The following is a 21,237-nucleotide window of genomic DNA, read 5'->3' as shown; positions in this document are numbered from 1 at the left end:
TGGCGAGGAAACCTAGCCATCCCATCCTAAGGTTATGCTCCGCTTTCCGACCGCTTTTTCCCCTTGAAAGGGGAGGCTTTAAAGGGTGAATAATTAATAATTATTAATTATTAATTATTCGGTAAGTAGATTTAATAGACTATTTACTATGATTTTGCATCAAATTGCTGCATTCTTAGTGGCACTAAAACTTTTTTGTTGGCTTTCCATTGCCCAAAGTCAATATTATCCACTACCTCTTTCTTAATTAACATAAAACTTGATATAACAATTCCCATACTGGTGAGATACAAAATTCTACGTTTTAGGAAATAGGAAACAGGGAATTAGGAAGAAACTATCCCACTATTATTGAAACCCTTGCATTTTGCATCTTCCCATTTCCCTATTTCCTTATCAAGGAAAGGTAACAAAAATTCATGTATTTCATATAAAATAGGGTGCTATTTTATTTAACACCCTATTTTATATGAAATTATGTTGAATATATAATTATTTATAACTTGAGACAGTTATTCTTTTTCCTCTCTGATTGAGATATTTCTGAAGATGTTCTTGTGATGTGACCCAAGACTTTAAATTGACATCCCAAAAAAAATTAATTCGATTCCTAATTCTGAGAGTATGAACCCTTTGAAAAGATACTCCTAAAAGTCTTGCTACATTAGTTTGAGTTAATTGATCTTTCATGGTTGATGAGTTAATTGAGATTTAAATGTTGTTAGATAAATCTAAAACTTGCATCTGTAATTAATGACTTATTCAGTCATCTTAGATGTTCTAATATCATCATAAAGATTAAAAACCAAAGCTTCAATAGTAATATTACTGAACTTTGAAAATTTTATTTGTAGTCAAAAATTATATCTACCCTAGGGAAATTACTCAAACGTTAAACTCAATACCAAATTACAGTTTTATCTGATATTTTTGACATTACTGAATCAAGCGATAAAACTCTAAGTATTTAATATAAAATAATATTATTTATAACAATCTTTTTTTCATAAGGTATAACAAACTCTAAATAAGGACTTAACTTTCATTTAGCAAAAAGCTTCTAAATACTTACTTCATTTTTTAGATTAGGCTGAGTTTCAAGATAAACTTTGATATTTTAGCACTCGATCCCAAATAGAAACCCATTCATCGTTCCAAATGGGGAATATTTTAAGCTCATGCTTATTTACTTATCTTCACAAACTAAAGAATTAAAATCCCAAATAGCTTCACAATTATCTAAATGTAAATTGAAGTGTCAACTTTTGTGACAAATTCCCCTATCTTCACGAGTTCTTCATATTTGTCGATTAACTTTAATTGGTAAGGTCAGCAACTTGCCCTAACACTGATATATAAATTTTTTCTTTGGAGGTAGGAAATGCAATCAGTTTATATCATTCTATTGACTGTTTCTGCAACCGCCGTATTGATTTATAACCACACATCTGAAGATATATCCTTTGTTTTAGCTGTATTAACCGGATTAATTTGTTTATTCTGGGGTTTTGCTTGTGCTCCATGGCTTGTTCAACTACTAATAGTATTAGGTTTGTTCTGTTTTTACAGACTTTACTCACCAGATAGCCAAGGTCTCAGTTAATTAAAGTAACATTTTTTGAACTTTTTTCAAGACAATTTTTGCGATTTTTTTTTGCTGATTCAGATCGATCAGTTACAAGTCTTAACTAATTTAATCTGATTTTAATTCCTCATCTAAAATCATCAGTTATTTGTTAGGGGTTAGTTATTGGAAGTTTCGATGTGTTTATCAAATAAATTTGAGGTATATTATGCACACTTGTCCTTGCTGCTCTACAACATTACTCCGTCATGTACGTCATAATAGTATTTACTGGTATTGTCCCCACTGTCGGGAAGAAATGCCAGACCTAGAATCAATGTTATTGAGTCGTTCTCAATTATCTCAGTCTTATGGAAGTTGGTTAGAGCTTCGTAAACAAAACTCTGAAGTATTAGTTGTGGTTCCAGTATAAATTAATTGTCATCTGTACTTCCATCTTTTCTAATATTAGGAGTGAATAACTATTAATTCAATAATTAATATAGGACTTACGCAGAAACCATATATATAGCGTTCAAAACTATAACGTTATAGTTTTGAGACTCTATATGTAGTACCTTTGCGTAAGTTCTGTAATAATTACCTATTGTTCAAAAAAAGACCATGGGCTAAAAAGAAAAAAATTTCTTTTTTCTTCCTGTGTGGGTAGTTTTAGTATTAATGTTAACTTACTCATGCCTTTATTTTCAGTAAGTAGGTAAGTGGGAAAATTTACAACTATGTCATTGCGACTGGAACTCGTGGAAGGAGGCAATCTCAAGGTTTGCGACTACATTAACATTTGGCGCTTACCTACTTATCCTATAATAAGCTTTTAGAATACTGCGCGATAAATTCTGTTCCTAATTTTTCACATCATTATTAAAACATGCTGGCTCTCATCTTAATTTTGCAAACTCTGGTAATTTGAGAATAATCACTAACCCGATTTAGAATAAATTCAAGAGCAAGGCATGGCCACTATTTGGGAACTAGACTTCTACAGTCGTCCAATACTCGATGACAGACAAAAAAAACTCTGGGAACTATTAATTTGCCAAAGTCCCGTAGGCATTAATGAACCGACAGACTCTTTGTATCGTTACTCGGAGTTTACAAATAATCAAGAAGTAAACTCAATTTGGCTACGAAATGCTATAGAAAAAGCGATCGCTGATGCTCCCGAACCGCCTCAAAAAATACGCTTCTTTCGTCGCCAAATGAATAACATGATTACCAAAGCTTGTGCAGAACTGGCCATACCTACAGCCCTAAGTCGTCGCACTTATTTACTCAACCAGTGGCTAGAAGAACGAATGGAAGAAGTTTATCCGACTTATCCCGGTTATCAGCCAGGAACAAATCCTTCCGTTCAATATATGAATTCTGCACCACAACCTTTACCAGATGCCTTAATTGGAGAAAAATGGACATTTGTTAGTTTAGAAGTTGGGGCTTTTGCAGAAATGTCAGAGTGGGATATTGATTTTGGAGAAGCTTTTCCCCTCAGTATGATGAATATAGCACCTAATTGTCCTATTCCTGGTTTGATTATCTATTCATCTAGGGCGCAAGCTTTAGCTGCTTGGATGTCAGGGTTAGAGCTAGCTTTTATCAAATTTAGTCCTAACCCACCAGCTAGATTACTACTACAGACTGGAGGTGATGATTCTTGGATTTTAGCTAATCTGAATAATCCATCAACTATTGCCGAAGCTAAAAGATTTTCTGAAGCCAAGTCAAAGGCCAAAGAGGTTCATTTTCTGGCAGTACAGTCAAATCCAGAATCAGAATCATTTGCTGGTTTTTGGTTATTACAAGAAATTAATATTTAGGACAGCCTAATTAAATCTCAAAGGATTTACAGGGAAAGGACTTACTAAAAACCGCTATATATAGTACGGGTAAACGGGATATCTCCCCTACAGATGATGTATGTTTTGATATTTTGCGTAAGTCCTGAGAGAAAAGCTGTAGAATTTTTGGGGCTAAATAGGGATATATGGGAGGAAAGTCAGTTTTTATTAGAGCTTGGGTATATTCCAGACCCTCTACTCCCGACACTTCCCAAACTTCCCACACTTCCCACACTTCCCACACTCCCCATCCTCCTGAAAAAGATTTAGTTAAACTTTGGGTACTGGACATTGGTACAATCCTACTAGCAATGCCATTGTCCAAAATCAAAAATCCCAAACAGAATGTTATGACCGAATTAGCAGAACAACTGCTAGAACTAGCTGCCAAAGCAGGGGCTGAGGCAGCAGAAGTATTTCAGGCGCAATCACACTCCCAGCCTATATTTTTTGAAAGTAATAGACTCAAGCAACTAGAAAGTACCCAATCAGAAGGCACAGCACTAAGACTTTGGCGAAATGGACGTCCAGGTCTAGCTGTAGCCCATGGACCTGTGACACCTAAAGCTTTAGTAGAAAGAGCCATCTCTATCAGCAGTTTGAATGAACCAGAATATATTGAACTAGCCTCGAAAGCCAAAAATCGCCATTATCCCAACCAAGGGATATTTGTACCCGTAGAACAACTGGTAAAGTGGGGCAAAGATGCGATCGCCTTAATTCGAGAATTTTATCCAGATGTGATTTGTAACGGAGAATGGGATTGTGAAATTGAATCTACACGTTTGATCAATTCATTGGGACTAGATTGTAATCATATAGATACAACTTTAAGTGGTTATGTAGAGACTGATTGGGTAAGAGGTGACGACTTCTTAAATATATCTGATGGTCAAATCCAAAGAAATAGCCTCGACCCCAAGAAAGTCGCAAACCGAATCTTACAACGATTAAATTGGCCACACAATAATGTGGCGTCCCCTAGTGGTAGAGTACCTATTTTATTTACAGCTAAAGCAGCAGACTTATTATGGAGTACCATATCTGGAGCTTTGAACGGCAAGCAGGTACTAGAAGGTGCTTCTCCTTGGAGCGATCGCCTAGGGGAACTTGTCACTAATAAGCAAATTACTATTTCTCAACAACCAGAAGAAGGACCATTTAGTTGTCCTTTTGACGATGAAGGTACTCCGACCCGCTCCATAGAATTTATTCAAAAGGGTATTTTACAACTATTTTATACAGACCGAACTACTGGTAGATTATTGGGTAGTGGGACTACTGGTAATGGGTTTCGCCCGGACTTAGGTAGGTATCCTACACCAGAATTATTTAATTTTATAGTTAAGCCGGGGGAGCGATCGCTACAGGAATTAATAGGGATGTTAGATGATGGAATTATAGTCGATCAAATTCTAGGTGGTGGTGCTGGTATTTCTGGTGATTTTTCTATTAATGTTGAACTTGGGTATCGTGTGATAAAAGGTGAAATAGTTGGTAGAGTGAAAAATACTATGGTTGCTGGTAATGTTTATACAGCATTAAAGCAATTAGTAGAATTAGGAAATGATGGGGAATGGAATGGTTCTTGTTATACTCCTCATGTAATTGTAGAAGGATTATCTACTATTGGTAAAGTGGATTAAATTACTTGCATGAGTTTAATATAGCAATCTCAATATTTTTGAGATAAAAACTCTCAATTTTTTAGGAAATATATTGATAAAACAAATGACTATACCTAACAATTAGTACCGTTGTGTAAGCCCTATATAAGTATTAGGAAAAAGCAAACAGGGAACAGGTATAAAACCTTCAGGAATAAGGAATAGGGAATAGAGAATAGGAAATAGAGAATATCTGAGTCGGGAATAGTTTCGATCTCCTTACTATTTTAGGACTACCATTTTATTTCGATAGTAATACTGAATTTAAAAGTAAGTAGGTGGGCTTAATTATCGGTACAATAGCAATGAAAATTCACGCGCAGTGAAAATATTTTGAAGACTGGATTATAAGTTCTTTTTCATATTTTTTATTTTGAACTTTATTGATGCCTACCTACTTAGTAATTGTAAATATTTAACCTTTTTTACCGACTGGAGTTTAGACTAAATTTTGGGGTCTTCAGATAGTCTGCTCAGAAGCAATGAAGACTTGGAATTCAAAACCCTTGGGTCATATAAGCGGTGCAGATGTTTTCGATGCTCTTGATTATTTTTCTTTGATACGGCCATCTGTTTCTTGGGACAAAAGCCTGTTTAATTCTGATTCTGTTTCTCAGGCTGTAAATTTTTTTTCTCATTTCATTTAACTGTTTTCACTTAATATCTTTAGACCCATTTCACTGTAACAGTCTTTTCTGAAATTGGTATAAAGCCTCTCCTTTCAGGAATAAAAAAAGAAAAAATTTTCCTTTTAACCAATCCTATTCTTAAAAAGAAGAGGTAATAATTAATTATCAATTATTAATTGTTAATTATTAATTATTGAAATACTTCTGTTTCTCTATTTCCATATCCAGTGTTCTCTGTTTGCTATTATTTGATGGTAGCAGTATTTTATAAAATTGGTATAACTAGATGGAAATCAGAATTTGCTTTATTGGAGACTCTTTTGTAAATGGCACAGGGGACCCTGATTATTTAGGTTGGGCTGGTAGAATTTGCCAGATATCTTATAATCAAGGATATGATATTACATACTATAATCTCGGAGTCAGAAGAGAAACTAGCACTGATATTAAAAATCGTTGGTTTAGAGAAGTTTCTTCTCGTTTACCGCCAGAAGTTAGTGGTAGAGTAGTATGTTCTTTTGGTACAAATGACACTACTTTAGAAGCAGGTAAAATTCGTGTGGAAAGAAATCAATCAATAGAGAATATTCGGCAGATTTTAATTCAAGTTCAGCAGCTTTTTCCAGTATTAATGATAAGTCCTCCACCTGTTGCTGATGCTGAACATAACATTAGAATTGCTAATTTATCTAATGATTTTTCCCAAGTATGTTTGCAATTAAATATTCCTTATTTAGATGTTTTTACACCATTAAAAACTTCAGAAAATTGGCGGCAAGAAATAGCGCAAAATGATGGTGCTCACCCAAGAGGATCAGGTTATTGTGAGTTAGCAAGCTTAATAGAAAATTGGAGTGCATGGAAATCTTGGTTCTAGAAACAATAATTTTCATTGTAAGGATTCAGCTAGCTTGCATTCAGCTTTCAGCTTTTCGGATTTTCGTAAAGAATAAAGCAACTACTAAAATTTGCTGATTTCTTCTTTACAAGGAGAAGGTTTATACCTTAATTATTGAGTAATTAATCCAATAAAGTAATTATGTTGCTTTTCTAGCTTAATTATATTAATAGTAATAAATCAAAAAAAATACCAACTAAGGAGTAGAATTAAAGACAAATCTGCCAAAATCAAAGCCAACATTTCCTTATGTGGTATCAGCATATCCGAGAAGAAGCACAAACCTACCTAAAGACATTTGTCTATCCATATACAGGCTTTGTAACCAAACCCCTACTAAGACCTAAACTTCTAGCAGTTTTTGAAGCTAGCTTAATCGGAATAACTTCAGGATTAGCCGCCGTCACCCTCAAAGAAGGTGTAGGATGGCTAGGTAGTTTGCGAATAGCTGCATCCCTAAAATTTCCCCCTTGGTTGTTACTACCTATTTTTGGTTTGATTGGAGGATTTATCACTGGTGTATTAGTAAAACTTTTAGCACCAGAAACTGGAGGGAGTGGAGTACCACAAGTAAAAGCTGCACTAGCAGGTATGCGAGTTCCCTTAAACTACCAGATTGCCATTGTCAAAATGTTTACTACCATTCTGACAGTGGGTTCTGGATTAACACTAGGAAGACAAGGCCCAACTGTACAAATAGGTGCATCTTTGGCAGCTTGGATCAGTCATTGGCTTCCCACTTCTCCCAGTTATCGTCGTCAGTTAATTGCCTGTGGTGCTGCGGCTGGATTAGCTGCTGGGTTCAATGCTCCTATTGCTGGTGTGTTATTTGTAGTGGAAGACCTGATGCATGATATTTCTGGCATCACCTTGGGTCCAGCAATTATTGCTTCCTTCGTCGGAGCAGTTACTTCCCAAATTCTAGGGGGAAAAAGTTTGTACTACAGCAGCGATAGCCTAGATACATCAATTACAGGATTTTTGGATCTTAAAGAAATTCCTTTCTACATAGTTTTGGGAGTTTTAGCAGGGTTACTAGGAACAGTATTTAGTCGGGGAATTATTGCGACTTCAATATTTAATCAGCGTAAACTGAAATTAACATTACCTTGGCGAATAGCTATTACGGGATTGATTAGTGGTTTAATAATCGCATTTTTACCGGAGTCATTTCACAATTATACAGGTTTAAGAAAATTACTAGGGACTAGCGACGCTAACTTGACACTGAGTTGCATAGCTTTTCTTGCTCACTTTATCTTAACAATATTTGCTGCAGGTTCAGGTGCCCCTGGCGGATTATTTGCACCATCTTTAATTATTGGTTCTGCTTTAGGTCAGATAGTTGGGATTTTGCAAAATAATGTAGTAGGTATTGAACAACCAACAATTTTTGCTTTAGCAGGAATGGGTGCATTCTTTTGTGCTGTATCAAGAGCACCTATCACAGCAGTAGTAGTTATTTTTGAACAGACACAAGACTTTCGCTTGGTGTTACCACTGATGATTGTTTCTATTGTGGCTTTATTGGTGGCAGAAAAGATAGATAAGAAATCTCTGTCTGACCTAGTTTTAGATTTAAAAGGTCTACAACTTAACAAGGAAATATCAGCAAATGATTATTTGAGTAACATTCGCGCCGATCAAGTGATGCACACTCCTGTGGAAACTCTTGATTCTAAATTAACTTTAGATGAAGTTAAGCAGAAATTTTCCAATTCTCACCATCGAGGTTTTCCTGTAGTTGATAGTCAAGGTTTGCTTGTGGGTATTGTTACTCAGACAGATTTAGCCTACACTCGGAAACGTCACCTTCGAGGAGATAATCTTTTAAAAGATTTTATGACACTCCATCCAATGACAGTAAAGACTAGAGATAATCTGAGTGAGGTTTTAAATCTTTTACATAGATATAAAATCAGTCGTTTACCTGTGATGGAAGGTCGTCATCTTGTGGGGATTATTACTGATACTGATATCATTAAAATAGAATCAGAGCAATTAACAGGCAAGACAAACTTAAGAACCAACCCGCCAGAACCATCTTATGTAGTTTATCAAACACGAGCGCCTCAAATTGGTAATGGTCGATTGTTGGTACCTTTGAGTAATCCTCGTACTGCCCCTGCATTATTAAGGTTGGCTGCTGTAATTGCTCGGCAACGCAATTATGAACTAGAATGTCTCCAAATCGTAATTGTGTCTCGTCAAAATTCTCCTGCTGAGACTGTAGTTGATACAACTGAGAGTCGTCGTTTGTTGGCAATGGCAGAACGCATAGCTACAGATTTGCAAATTCCAATTCACACTCAAGTGCGGGTTGGTCACGATATTGCTGATGCTATTTTGGAAACTGTTAAGGAGAGACATATATCTTTAATATTGATGGGTTGGAAGGGTGATATTGCACCAGGTCGTATTTTTGGCAGTATTGTGGATACTCTGATGCAAAAAGCTATTTGTGAAGTGGTAGTAGTGAAGTGGGGAGCGGATAAATTCAGAGAAAAAGAAAAGTTGGCAGGTGTTGCCAATGAAAAATTTAACCCTGATTCTGATTATATGTACTCATTTTTAGGATGGCGACAATGGTTGGTGCCTTTGAGAGATATTCCTACTCAAGCAGCAGCAGTAAAACTTTTGCCTGCTTTAGTTTCTTTGAGTGTGAAGCCAAAAATTCTCTTATGTCAAGTTTGTACTCAATCTGTTGTTGCTCCTAATATTCAGGAAATGCAGCAAGCTGCTAGAATGCTGAAACACCGCTTACATACAGAGGTGATGGCTACTTCAATCTGTTCTAAATCGGTTTCAGATGCTGTAGTTGATTTAGCTGATGCTCATCACTCTGATGTTGTGGTTATTGGTGCTAGTAAGGAGGGATTTTTGAGGCAAGCAATTAATGGTAATATTCCCGAAGCGATCGCTCGTGGTTGCAATTGTACTGTAATTCTGGTGCGAGCTGCGAATAATCAATAATATCATGTCCGGTAGCATCGGTATTGTATAGCAAAGGTAGGGAACACTTAACTGGGAACAGGGAACAGGGACGAGAGGGAGGAAGGTTTAAGAGCAAGAAAAAACTTAAATTTCCTGTTGATATTTACGCTAACTTTTACACAAACGATATAAACGGACATGATATAACAACCTACAGTTATTATTAGACCTCTCCGGAAAAGAGGGAGTAGGGAGTAGGGAGTAGGCAGAAAGAATTGATTATTTATGTGCGATAATTGATTTGATTTTTTATTATCACCAGATGTCTATTTAATACCAAATCCAGTCCTGCATACATTACCTTTTTCAAATCCCTCTCTAACCATCTCCCCATCTCCCTATCTCCCCAAAAGGATACTCTATAAACCGGATTTAGTATAAGATAGGGCTTACAGATAAAGGTTTGAGCCTTTTATGCTCGAAAAAAGTGCGCCTGTTTCAGTTCTCTTGGTCGATTGGATATGGCGCACTTCGGAGCGGCTCTGAAAGAGCGGGAAACCTCGCCATCCCATCTACCAGGTCATGCTCCGCAAACGACCGCTTTCTTGGTCGATTGGATATACCGAGGAGACCTCGGCATCCCATCCTAACGGAATGCTCCGCAAACGACCGCTTTTTCTCCATGAATGGAGAGGCTTTATACCTGAATTTTTCAGTAAAATATGCACGATCGCCTTTTTGACATAATCTAATCGACCTCAAAGTGCAACTGATAAAGTCTCAAACTCGGATGTTCAGTTAAATACCAATGACAGCCAATATTAGCAGGTGAAGGTCTTTTATTCAGTCGATACAAAAACATTGGTTCTTCTCTCAAGATTGCTTTTAAAATCAAATCTTCCCAGTCTTCATTGCCATGGTCAAAAACTAAATAAGACTTACCAATATATCCTGTTTTTATCAATACCTTGAGTAACCATCCCAAAATTTCCTCAGTTTTTTCTAGAGAAAATTCACTATCTGTTAAACCATAAGTTTCAACCTCTAGCTTTTCTGATTTAGGTTGTAGTATTGCCAAGAAAGCTGATACAATTCTTTTAAGTTTTATCATATTTACATACTCAACTCTCTATCTTTTATTCTAGTACCAACTCAGTTAAATAATGTCACAAATAATTTATAAGCTGCACTTGTGAAATAGAAGCCTGAAATGATTCTCAATCCTAAATTATGCACTTCAAAACCTAGTATAAAAGTTCTAAGTCGCCATCGGAGTAGCGACTTACAGGAGGGGAAGGTTGTCGCCAGTTGAAAAAATAAATTAAATAATAAGCATATCAGAACTATCAAGAATGTTTTTGGTTATCGCCAAAATATTTACAGCATTAGCGAGAAAAACCCTACATGAGATGAAAACCAGCTAGAAAAGGTATAAATTTTAGTATTAATCAATTCCTATTGTTTCCGAGAGAAAATCGGCTGTGGATTTAACTAGAGCGATCGCATTTTCATAGACCATCCGAGTTGGCCCTAAAACTCCCACACTTCCTAGAGGAATTGTCCCATTTCCATAAGTTGCAGAAACTAAAGCACAACCTTGAATAGGTTCCAAAGGATTTTCTGAGCCAATTCTCACTGTCACCTGCTTATCTATTTTTTTCCCAGTGGCTCCAAAGATTAAAGGCCACAGTTGTTCTTGTTTTTCTTCAAGTAGTTGAATAATAGTTTGGACTTGTTCAAGTTGGGAGAATTCTGGTAAACGCAATGCTTCTGCTATACCACTAATCAGAATTCTGGTATAATCAGGTGTCTGAGAACGGAGAGTTAAATTTTCCAACAGATTTTTGATTAATTCAGCATACTTCTCAAACTCCCGGTCTAGCTCACTCCAGTCCAATAAAGATAATTCTCCTATTGCCCGGTCTCGTAGTTGGCTGTTCAAAAAATTTGATAATATATGTAACTCTCGATCAATATCTTCTGGGTTGGAGAGTACCGAATCACCCTGTAAGTTTTGTCGATCGTTGGTCTGATTTATTGCCCGCAAGTCCATAATCAGTGACTGAGTTTCATAAGTATTTGTCACCACAATTAGCATAATTTTTTCTGCTTCCATTTGTACCAGTTGTAAATGTCGTAGCTTGGCCGTGGAAGTCTGGGGCATCGTCACCAAAGTAATATAACCACTGAGAGTAGCTAAAATTTGAGCTGCTCCCTGAAGTACAGCCTCTAGACGACCTTCTGGCCAATTCAGTTGTTTTTGTAAAAGTTCTTCAACTTCAAAAGCCAAATTTTCTGAAGGTGTCATTAATTGATCGACATATATTCGGTAGCCTGAGTCCGAGGGAACTCTTCCTGCTGAAGTATGAGGTTGATATAAAAGTCCACTTTTTTCTAAAAAGCTCATCCCATTGCGAATGGTCGCTGGACTAACACTGAGATTATACTCTTCTACTTCTACAAGGGACTTTGAGCCAACTGGCTCTGCCGTCGCAATATAGTGGCGAACTGTTGCCCAAAGAATATGTTGATGACGATTATTAAGCTTAACTTGCACTGACATAGATGTAGGGTGAGTATATCGGTAAGTTATCAGACAATAACAGAAAATAATGATCTTAGTTAATCAAAACATTAGGTTATTTTTCTTAATATAAATTAGTGCTTCGTTATGATATAAGCATAATTTTATAAAAAATATGTAGCCAAAAAAACTTTTCTACTCACATCATAAAATTTTTGATGTCTAATAGCGAGGTATACTTTTATCTACAACTAATGAGTAGGCATCAATACCACCAATAATGTTTTTCACATTGGTAAAACCTTGGCTCTTCAACCATTGGCACATTTGAGCTGAACGCATCCCATGGTGGCATAAGACTAAGGTTTCTTGATTAGAGTCTAAATGGACATGAATTTGGTCTGACCATTCAGAAAACTGACTTAAGGGTAAAACTTTAAAACCTTTGATAAAGGCTATTTCTACTTCTTGTGGCTCTCGAACATCTACTAATTGTAAATTTTCAGGAATACCATTTATTAAGTGATTTGCTAGTTCTTCGACAGTAATTTCAAGTATAGGTTGCTGGGAAAACTGTTGTGACATTTTTAGATACAAGAATTAATTAATTTACTAATAGAATAGTATAAACAAAATTATAGAAAATTTTTTCATTATCCTAATTTTTTTTAGTAACCTGAGAATTTTATCTGAAATTATATCAAGGTCTCTCGACTTAATCATAACAAACCTTATCCTCTCTCTCTTAAGTAAATCTTTCTTCACAAGGCTTGAAGAAGCAAACACTTACTTTATGGGTTTCCTTTTCTATAGTTCGGGATTCGGGCAAAAATAATATAATATGATGTCCGGTTGAATACTTATGAATAAGGATGAAGGAGTCAGGAGTCAGGAGTCAGGAGTGAAGAAGAAGGAAGAAGAATGAAGAAGAGAAGAAAGTTTTTTATAACTAATTAAACGGACATGATATAACTCAAATAAAATTAAAACTAATCAAATCAATATTATTTTAAATTTACTTTAAGGAGCAGGACAAATTAAACGTAAAATAATAACAGGAAGTTAATTTATTTAGACTATTTTAATTATGAATTATAACTCCTCCTAATTTAAAGTTGACTTTATTTATGACCAAATAAATAAGGTCTCAAGCCTCCTATTTCAAGAGGATAAAAAAGAAAATTAGCCCCGATACGAATTTCAAGTCTAGGGGTTGAGCTGGAAGTAATGTTAAAGTTAGCGTTTCGCTGCGCGACAAGAGGCAGCTCCTCTGGCAGGAGGCTAACTGAAATGACTAGTTACTTATGTTTTTTCTTGCTGATTCCTCCCTAAATTAATTAATTAATTAATCAAACATTTTTGTAAATTTTTAATTAAATCTTGATCTAAATAAGGTTTAGTTAAATAGCCATTTGCACCCAACTGTTTAGCTAACTGACGATAGGGTTGACTGCCACGAGATGTTAACATTAATACAGGCATTTCCTCCTGAGAATATTGTTTACGACAACGACTCAGGAACTCAAAACCATTCATTTCTGGCATTTCTACATCACAAATAATAGCCTTAATATAAGTATTTTGGTCTAGCTGTCTTAATCCTGCTTTAGCATCTTGAGCTTGCACAACATTATATCCTGATTTTTGCAAAGTTTTAGAAATAGTTTGGCGAGTAGTTAAAGAATCGTCTACTACTAAAATAGTTGGCAATTTAGACAAGGTAGACTGCTTAAATTGCTTCTGAAGACCAGGTAATCTATGAGGAGTTAAACTGGTTTGATTTAAGGTTTTTTCTAATAACTTAATTCCGTCAATAACTGGTACTAAACTACCATCTCCTAAGATAGTACAACCATACAAATATGATGGCGATGTTAAAACCTTGTTAAAAGGTTTAATCGTCAAATTTTGTTCCATTAATATTTGTTCAATTTTGATGGCAATTGTATCTATATCTTCAGAAATTAATAATAACATTACCTTTTCTTTAGATTTTTGACTATAAGGATTTTTGCCAAATTCAAAAGCTTTTTGTGGGATATTTTCTAAGACTATTGGATAATTATAATCTGATACGATTGATGGTGCTATTGATATTTTTTTGCCTCGCAAATAATAGATTTCTTCCCCTTTTTCATTGACTTGAATCTCAGTCGGCTCGGCATAGATAATAGTTGCTAAAATATCTAAGGGAATAGCAAACAAATTGCCTTCCATACGAAAAACTAATAATTTTGTAATTGTCAAAGTCCAAGGTAATCTCAGCAGAAATCTTGTGCCTTGACCGATTTCTGATTGAATAGTAATATTGCCTTTTAATGATTCTATTTGACGCAGTACTGCATCTAATCCTACCCCTCTTCCTGACAAATCACTCACTTTTTCTTTAGTTGAAAAGTCAGGATAGAATAAAAATTGGTATAACTGTTTCGTTGATAATTTTACTGCTTCATTAGGAGAGACAATTTGCTTAACTATGGCTTTATTCCGAATTTTTTCAAGATCTATACCCCCACCATCATCTTTAATTTCAATATAAGTATAATTTCCTTGATAATAAGATTTAATAGTAATTATCCCTACCTCTGATTTACCATTAGCTTGTCTTTTTTCTGCTGATTCAATACCATGATCGAAAGCATTCCTCAATATATGAACTATGGGGTCATATAATTTTTCTAAAACAGCTTTGTCTAACATAGTATTCATCCCAACTAATTCTAGTTTTACCTGTTTTTGCTTTTGCACTGATAAATCTCTAATCATTCTGGGGAATCTATTAAATAATGATTCCACAGGTAACATTCGAGTTTTATTGAGATGACTTTGTATTTGCTGTAAGGTTTGTTGTCTTTTTTTGACAATTTGTTTACTCTGCTGATGTAATAGTTTAATATCGTCTACTGCTTCTCCTATTTGAGCAACTTCTTCTGTAAGATTTGGTATTATATTTAGTAGAGATGCTAGTTTATGATTTTGAGGATTTGATGATTTTTTTAGTTTCTCAGAAAAGGCGGTAATATCTTGGAGATTCATCATTAATTGCTGAAATCTTTGCCACCCTTTTTCTAAAGTTTCTATTGAAGCTTGAGCTTGTTGATTTTGGAGAATAAAACTATTATCTTGAGTGGCTAATTCTCCTACTAAATTATTCAACATTTCTAGGCGTTTAAGGTCTATCCTAATACCTAAAGTAGATGAGGGTTGGGAGGTAGTTTGTTTTTCCTGAGTTTGCTTTTCGTTATGAGTAACTTCTGGTCTATAATCTTTTTCCTCAGAGACATTTACTGATGCTGTCGCTGTCTTGGAGTTTGTGGTTTTAGTAATATTAGTTATCTGTGCTTTTTGACCTTGAGTTTGATTGGCAACGTTGGATTTTTTAGCAGGTTGATTGACTTTTTCTGGCTTGAAATTTTGAGTAACTTCTGGTCTATAATCTTTTTCCTCAGAGACATTTACTGATGCTGTCGCCGTCTTAGAGCTTGTGGTTTTAGTAGTATTAGTTATCTGTGCTTTTTGACCTTGATTTTGATTGGTAAGGTTAGATTTTTTACTAACTTGATTGACTTGTTTCTGCTTGGTAGTTGCTACAGCTTTTTTAGATTTTAATGGTTTGGTCAATTTTACCAATGTTGCATTCGGATTTCCACCTTGAACACGATCACCTTCTAATACTGCTTTTTGCCCTGCCCAAAAATCTGCTAAAGCTAATTGACCAATTTTTTCTGTATATTTGGGATTTACTTCCAGGGCCTTAATTGTAGTTTCAGCAATAGAAGTAAACCCAGCCAAACTAAGCATTGTTCCCAAAGTCGCAAACACTTCTGCTTGTCTCTTCAACTCATCTTTAAGGGATAGACCAGTGTCGGAAATATTCTTTCCTGCTAATAAACTTTCCCAACGCTGCAAACCAGAGGGTATTTCTTCTGTAAACAGAAACTTAGCCATATCACCCTCTTCCATTGGTACTTCTGGAAACTCTGCTGCTTCTTCGAGAGAATGCCCAAGTTTATTTTCCAACTGCTCAAAGACTTCCTTTGCCTTGGCAATAGCTTTATTTTCATCATAGTTACCTGTTTCAATTTGTTCTGTAGTAGGCGATTGTAAACAGTCAAAAGCTTGCAGCAATAAATTCTCTAACTCCAGGTCAAAAACAGTATTTTCCTGATAAAGAGCTCTGATGCCATTTTCTAAGTCATGGGCAATTGTTTGAATTCCCATTAAACCAATACAAGCAGCACCACCTTTAATTGAATGAGCTGCCCGCATTAGTTTATGGAGTGTTTGGAGTTCATGCTCTTGAGAAATATTAATTAATCCTTGCTCAAGAGTTTGCAGTAATTCTGTAGTTTCTTCTACAAAAAATTCGTAGGCTTGATCGTCAATTTCAATCATAATTTTATCAGTACCTGTGCAAAATTAATTTAACATTTTTAAGGGAGTAGGGGAGTAGGGAGCATTTTTCTACCTGCTTGGTGCGCGTTCCCTCTCTTGGTCAGCGTTCCTATGGCTAGGAGACCTGGCCCCGTTCTGACCCCTTGCGCCGTGCGACGGTGAGTCCAGTGGGTTGGGCGGGTTTCCCGACAGTCACGCAACTGCCGTTCCTGTAGCGTCTCTGAAAGAGATACCCGAAGGGGGCGGGGTTGCATCCGCTTTTTCCCCTATTCTATTTCTTAATCCCCTGACTTATGACTCCTGATATCATGTCCGGTAGCATCGGAGCGTGTATAAAATTAAGGTCAAAATGGGCAAAAAACCTTCTGTCTTCTGTTTTCTGTCTTCTGTCTTCTGCCTTCCTTTCACCAAAATATAACTATTCAAGCGGACATGATATGACTCCTATGCCAAAAGCACATACCGCTTGCAAAGATACCAAATTGATTCTATACATAAACCATAAATAATTGTAGGGGTTTGGCTACCAAACCCCTACAAAATTTTAACTTGGTCTGCAGATAACACTATCCAAGTTTATACTTACAAATCCTAATTCACCTTAAACTCAGCAACATTCTTTTCTAAATCTCCAGCAACTGCTAGTAACTTAGCAAAAGAATCTGCTACAGTCATAGATTGTTCAGAAGTTTGATTAGCGATCGCCGCCACTTCCTCCATTGTTTTTGACAGTGCGTCAGAAGTATTAGCTTGAGTAGTAGCAGAACTAGTAATCTCCTCTACCAACTCACTAATCTGTCCACTCACATTCAACACATCTGTCAGAGATTTTCGTGCCCCCTTAACTAATTGAGTACCAACCATTACTCGCTTTCGCCCGACTATCATTGCTTTAATCACTTCACTGGTGCCAGATTGAAGTTCCTCGACAATTTGCTCTATTTCTTGAGTAGCACTAGCTGACTGTTCTGCCAAAGAACGTACTTCACTAGCAACTGTAGCAAATCCTTGGTCATCTTGCCCTGCTCTTGTTGCCTCTACCGAAGCATTCAATGCCAAAACATTTGTTTGATTTGCCAAATCATTAATCAAACTCAATACCCGAGAAATCTTTTTAGAAGTTTCCCCTAAAATTTTAACCTTCCTGGCAGTCGCCTCAACTGTTTTCTGAATTCCCACAATCCCATCCACAGTTCGGTTCATAGCAGCATCACTGGTTTGGAGAATTTTATTTGCCTGCTGCACCTTAGCTTCTGTTTGTTGAGCATTAGCTACCACTGCTTTCACTGAATTAGCCATGACCTGAATTTGTTGGAGAGCATTAGCTATTGCTTCTGCTTGGCGTTGAGCTTCACCAGACAACTCTTTAATTTCTGTTTCATTACTTTCTGTTGTCGAACTCACAACATTGGTTGCCGACTGCACCTGCAATACCAACTGCTGCAAATTTTCAATCGTGGCATTAAAGAAGTCAGCAACCGTTCCCATTACCCCAGTTGTTACAGCAGCTCGCACTGTCAAATCTCCATCGAAAGAATTTTCGATTTCTGCCAAAAACGTTTCTATCTGACTTTCTAGTAATTCTTTTTGTTGTTGTTGCTCAATAGATACACTTTCTGCTTTTTGACGAGCTTGTTCAATTTCTTGTAACAAAAGCGCCTGGTCTAGAGCGTACCCTATCTGTAAAGCTACTTGTTTAAACACTTCAACATCTGACTCTAACCAGTTGCGAGTTTCAGAACATTGATGCACACCCAATAAACCATAGAGAGTTTGGTTAACCAAAATCGGAGCCACCATATTCGCTTTAACCTGCCATTTTCCTAGTTGTTCTTCATGACAAGCTGTCAAACCTGCTTTACTAACATCTGGTGTAACTTGAATCCGACCTTGACGATATGGTTCTACATAATCTCGGGGAAAACAAGTTACCTCAGTTTCCATATCTATAATATTGAGATATCCCTGTCTTACCGCCTCACTAATAATCTTGCCATCCCAGTCTTCATCAAACCGATAAACTACCACCCGGTCAGCTTCTATCAATTTCAGTCCCTCTTCTGCTCCTGTACGGAAAATGCGGTTGACATCAAGAGATTCCCGAATCCTTAAGCTAATTTGATTCAGTTTTTTAGACCGTTCCACAGTCGTTTTTTGCTGTTTTAGCAGGTTTTCCTGTTCGACTGCAAAACCGATTTGAATTGCTAACTGCTTAATAAAATCTACTTCTGAGTCTTTCCAGTTCCGGGGAGCAGAACATTGATTAGTTACAAAGAAACCATACAGCTTTTTGCCAACAATAATTGGAGCTGTCAAGGTCGCTTTAATTCCTAGAGGTTCGGCATCTTTTAAGTAACATTCGGTATTCTTAGCATCATCAATCATAGTTTGAGAGGGGTCATGCAGATCGTTGAATACCTTAACTCGCCCTCGCAAATAAGCTTTAATATGATGTTCCTTAAAACATTTGCTGTCTAGTTTTGCCCCCATAGCAGTAGGCCACATACTATCTACTGATTCAGCTACAACAGTACCATTGTACTCATCATCTAACTTATAAATCATCACTCGGTCTGCTGCCAACACTTGGCGAGTTTCCACCACTACTGTGTTAAAAATATCCTGTTCATTTAAGGACTCCCGAATCAATGAGCTAATTTCATTCAAGCGTCGTGCTTGTTCGGTCGCGACTTTTTGCTGTTCTAGAAGTTTTTTTTGTTCTAAGGCAGTGCTGACTTGACTAGCTAACTGTTTGAGAAAGTTGATTTCTGATTCTTGCCAATTTCGAGGTTTAGAACATTGATGAATAATCAAGAAACCATATAGTTGTGCTTCTACTAGAATTGGAAGAACAATATTTGCTTTAACTTCAAAGGGTTCTAATAGTTTCAAGTAACACTCAGGTATTCTAGGATTATTAATATTATCAATTTTGTTAATTTTTCCGCGCAGATAAGGTTTAAAATTTTTGGCAAAACAAGGGTCAGCTATTTTCTTACCCAGAGTAGCTGTCCAACCCTGGCCTACAGATTCTGCTATCACTGTACCAATCATATCCTCATCAAATTGATAGACTATGGCGCGGTCTGCTCCTACAGCATTACGAGCTTCTTCAATGACAAGATCAAAAACTGCTTCAGTGTTGGTGCTTGTGCGCAGACTATTGGAAATTTCGTTTAATAATCGAGCTTGTTTAACTGCAGCTTGTTGCTTTTCTAATAGGTATGCTTGGTCTAGAGCATACCCCACTTGAATGCCAACTTTCCCCATTAAGTCTATTTCTAATTCTGTCCAAGCTCTAGGGCCAGAACATTGGTGAGCAATCAACAGACCTTGCAGTTTCTTCTCAACTACAATGGGAGCAACTAAGTTAGCTTTGACCTCAAAGGTTTTAAGCTGATTAATATGACAGGGAGTTAGTCCGGCTTCTTCGATATTGTCTGTGGCCTTAACTTGCCCTTGTTGATAGGATTGTACATAACGGTCAGCAAAACAGGGGTCAGCGATTTTTGCTCCCAAGGCTTTTGGCCAGTTACTGCCAACTGATTCAGCAATGACTGTGCCTTTCCAGTCACTATCAAATTCGTAGACTACTACTCGGTCTGAATTTAAAGCATTTCTGGTTTCTTCGACTGCAGTAACTAATATGTCTTTAATATTGAGAGATTTACGAATTTCACCGTTGATGTAATTTAATTTTTGAGCTTGTTGGGTAGCTTCCCGTTGTTTTTCTAATAGTAACGCTTGGTCTACAGCGTAACCTAGTTGAATTACTAGTTGCTGGAAAAATTCGATTTCTGATTCTATCCATTCTCGGGGTTCGGCGCAATGATGAGCTATTAATAAACCCATTAATTCTCCGCTTGCAAGAATGGGGGCAACTAAATTTGCTCTGACGGCAAAGGGTTCGAGTTGACCAATGTGACAATCAGTTAATCCCGCTTCGTAGATATCAGCGATTGCCTTTACCCGCCCTTTTTTATAAAAGTCTACATAACGGTCGGCAAAACAAGGGTCAGTTATTTGAGCGCCTAGGGATTCTGGCCATTGCACGTCTACTGATTCGGCAATGACTTTGCCTTGCCAATTTTTATCAAATTTATATACTATTACTCTGTCTGTTTGTAAAGCATCTCTCACTTCTTCTACAACTGTTTTAAATATATCTTTAAGATTGAGAGATTCCCGAATATTAGAGGTTATTTCGTTTAATAATTCGGCTCTTTCTGCTGCAGCTCCTTCTGTTTCTATTAATGATTGAAGTCTATCGATTCTGATATCTAAATTAGAGCGTAATACTGCTAAATCCTCTGCTAAGGCGTTAGTTTTTGATTTTAGTCCTAATGATTTTTGTGAAGAATTAGATGTTTGATTAGTACTTGGCTGCCATACTTCTACTGGCACAATAGTCAATTCTTCATTGTTTAATTCAGGTTCTGTAGTTTCTTGATTAGATTTTTGAGGGTAATCTTTAGCTTCATTTTGCACTATATTGTCTTGTGGGTTTGTTTTTCTAAAGCGTGTTGTCATAATTTTATTACTGATGCTTACTGAGGAATTAATTAATAGATGAAGAATTAATTAATAGATATAGCTAATTTTTGGGAACTAGTGTCGCTACAAGGCAGTCATCCATGCAAAAGTTAAAAGTATTTATAGAAACCCTAAATCATTATGTAAAAAATAGATAAAAATTTTAAAACCCTTACCCCTGTTACCTGCTGCTTGTTGCCTTTTTACCAGATGTTTTGTTCCCAATCTATTTAGGAT

General features: G+C 36.4%; 12 protein-coding genes. 6 read left to right on the top strand and 6 right to left on the bottom strand.

Features of this window, described 5'->3' with window-relative positions; genetic code table 11:
• Window positions 1-492: 492 nt before the first annotated feature.
• Window positions 493-690 carry a hypothetical protein gene (locus ACP6PM_RS28880; RefSeq protein ID WP_293102726.1) on the bottom strand — a complete coding sequence of 66 codons (198 nt, stop codon included), beginning with the start codon at window positions 688-690 and terminating at the stop codon, window positions 493-495.
• Between the two features lie 691 nt (window positions 691-1,381).
• Between ACP6PM_RS28880 and ACP6PM_RS28875 the strand changes: the two genes are divergently transcribed.
• From ACP6PM_RS28875 to ACP6PM_RS28850, 6 genes are all read left to right on the top strand, one after another.
• Window positions 1,382-1,603, top strand: a complete 222-nt coding sequence (locus ACP6PM_RS28875; RefSeq protein ID WP_426590330.1) for a hypothetical protein — start codon at window positions 1,382-1,384, stop codon at window positions 1,601-1,603.
• 190 nt (window positions 1,604-1,793) lie between these two features.
• Window positions 1,794-1,997: a hypothetical protein gene (locus tag ACP6PM_RS28870; protein ID WP_426590329.1), complete on the top strand. Its 204-nt coding sequence runs from the start codon at window positions 1,794-1,796 to the stop codon at window positions 1,995-1,997.
• A 541-nt stretch (window positions 1,998-2,538) separates the two neighbouring features.
• Window positions 2,539-3,399, top strand: a complete 861-nt coding sequence (locus ACP6PM_RS28865; RefSeq protein ID WP_426590328.1) for a Tab2/Atab2 family RNA-binding protein — start codon at window positions 2,539-2,541, stop codon at window positions 3,397-3,399.
• A 371-nt stretch (window positions 3,400-3,770) separates the two neighbouring features.
• A complete protein-coding gene (locus ACP6PM_RS28860) occupies window positions 3,771-5,066 on the top strand; it encodes a TldD/PmbA family protein (protein WP_426590338.1) in 1,296 nt (431 codons plus the stop codon).
• A 936-nt stretch (window positions 5,067-6,002) separates the two neighbouring features.
• Window positions 6,003-6,593, top strand: a complete 591-nt coding sequence (locus ACP6PM_RS28855; RefSeq protein ID WP_426590327.1) for a GDSL-type esterase/lipase family protein — start codon at window positions 6,003-6,005, stop codon at window positions 6,591-6,593.
• Between the two features lie 270 nt (window positions 6,594-6,863).
• Window positions 6,864-9,587 (top strand): chloride channel protein, encoded by a 2,724-nt coding sequence (locus ACP6PM_RS28850; protein WP_426590326.1) that lies wholly within the window; start codon window positions 6,864-6,866, stop codon window positions 9,585-9,587.
• 709 nt (window positions 9,588-10,296) lie between these two features.
• On the opposite strand, the gene ACP6PM_RS28845 is transcribed toward ACP6PM_RS28850, so the two are convergent.
• From ACP6PM_RS28845 to ACP6PM_RS28825, 5 genes are all read right to left on the bottom strand, one after another.
• Window positions 10,297-10,659 (bottom strand): hypothetical protein, encoded by a 363-nt coding sequence (locus ACP6PM_RS28845; protein ID WP_426590325.1) that lies wholly within the window; start codon window positions 10,657-10,659, stop codon window positions 10,297-10,299.
• Window positions 10,660-10,992: 333 nt separating this feature from the next.
• Complete coding sequence (gene hrcA, locus ACP6PM_RS28840) at window positions 10,993-12,111, bottom strand: heat-inducible transcriptional repressor HrcA (RefSeq protein WP_426590324.1); 1,119 nt, start codon at window positions 12,109-12,111, stop codon at window positions 10,993-10,995.
• Between the two features lie 183 nt (window positions 12,112-12,294).
• Window positions 12,295-12,657, bottom strand: coding sequence for a rhodanese-like domain-containing protein (locus tag ACP6PM_RS28835; RefSeq protein WP_426590323.1), 363 nt, complete (start codon window positions 12,655-12,657; stop codon window positions 12,295-12,297).
• A 756-nt stretch (window positions 12,658-13,413) separates the two neighbouring features.
• A complete protein-coding gene (locus ACP6PM_RS28830; protein WP_426590322.1) occupies window positions 13,414-16,467 on the bottom strand; it encodes a hybrid sensor histidine kinase/response regulator in 3,054 nt (1,017 codons plus the stop codon).
• Window positions 16,468-17,058: 591 nt separating this feature from the next.
• Window positions 17,059-20,997 (bottom strand): GAF domain-containing protein, encoded by a 3,939-nt coding sequence (locus tag ACP6PM_RS28825; protein ID WP_426590321.1) that lies wholly within the window; start codon window positions 20,995-20,997, stop codon window positions 17,059-17,061.
• Between the last annotated feature and the right edge of the window lie 240 nt (window positions 20,998-21,237).

Origin of the sequence: Dapis brunnea BLCC-M229, assembly GCF_050015995.1 — a bacterium.
In the GTDB taxonomy this organism is placed as follows: domain Bacteria; phylum Cyanobacteriota; class Cyanobacteriia; order Cyanobacteriales; family Microcoleaceae; genus Trichodesmium.
The sequence above is the reverse complement of the archived record's forward strand: the minus strand, read 5'-3'. Positions and strand labels throughout refer to the sequence as shown.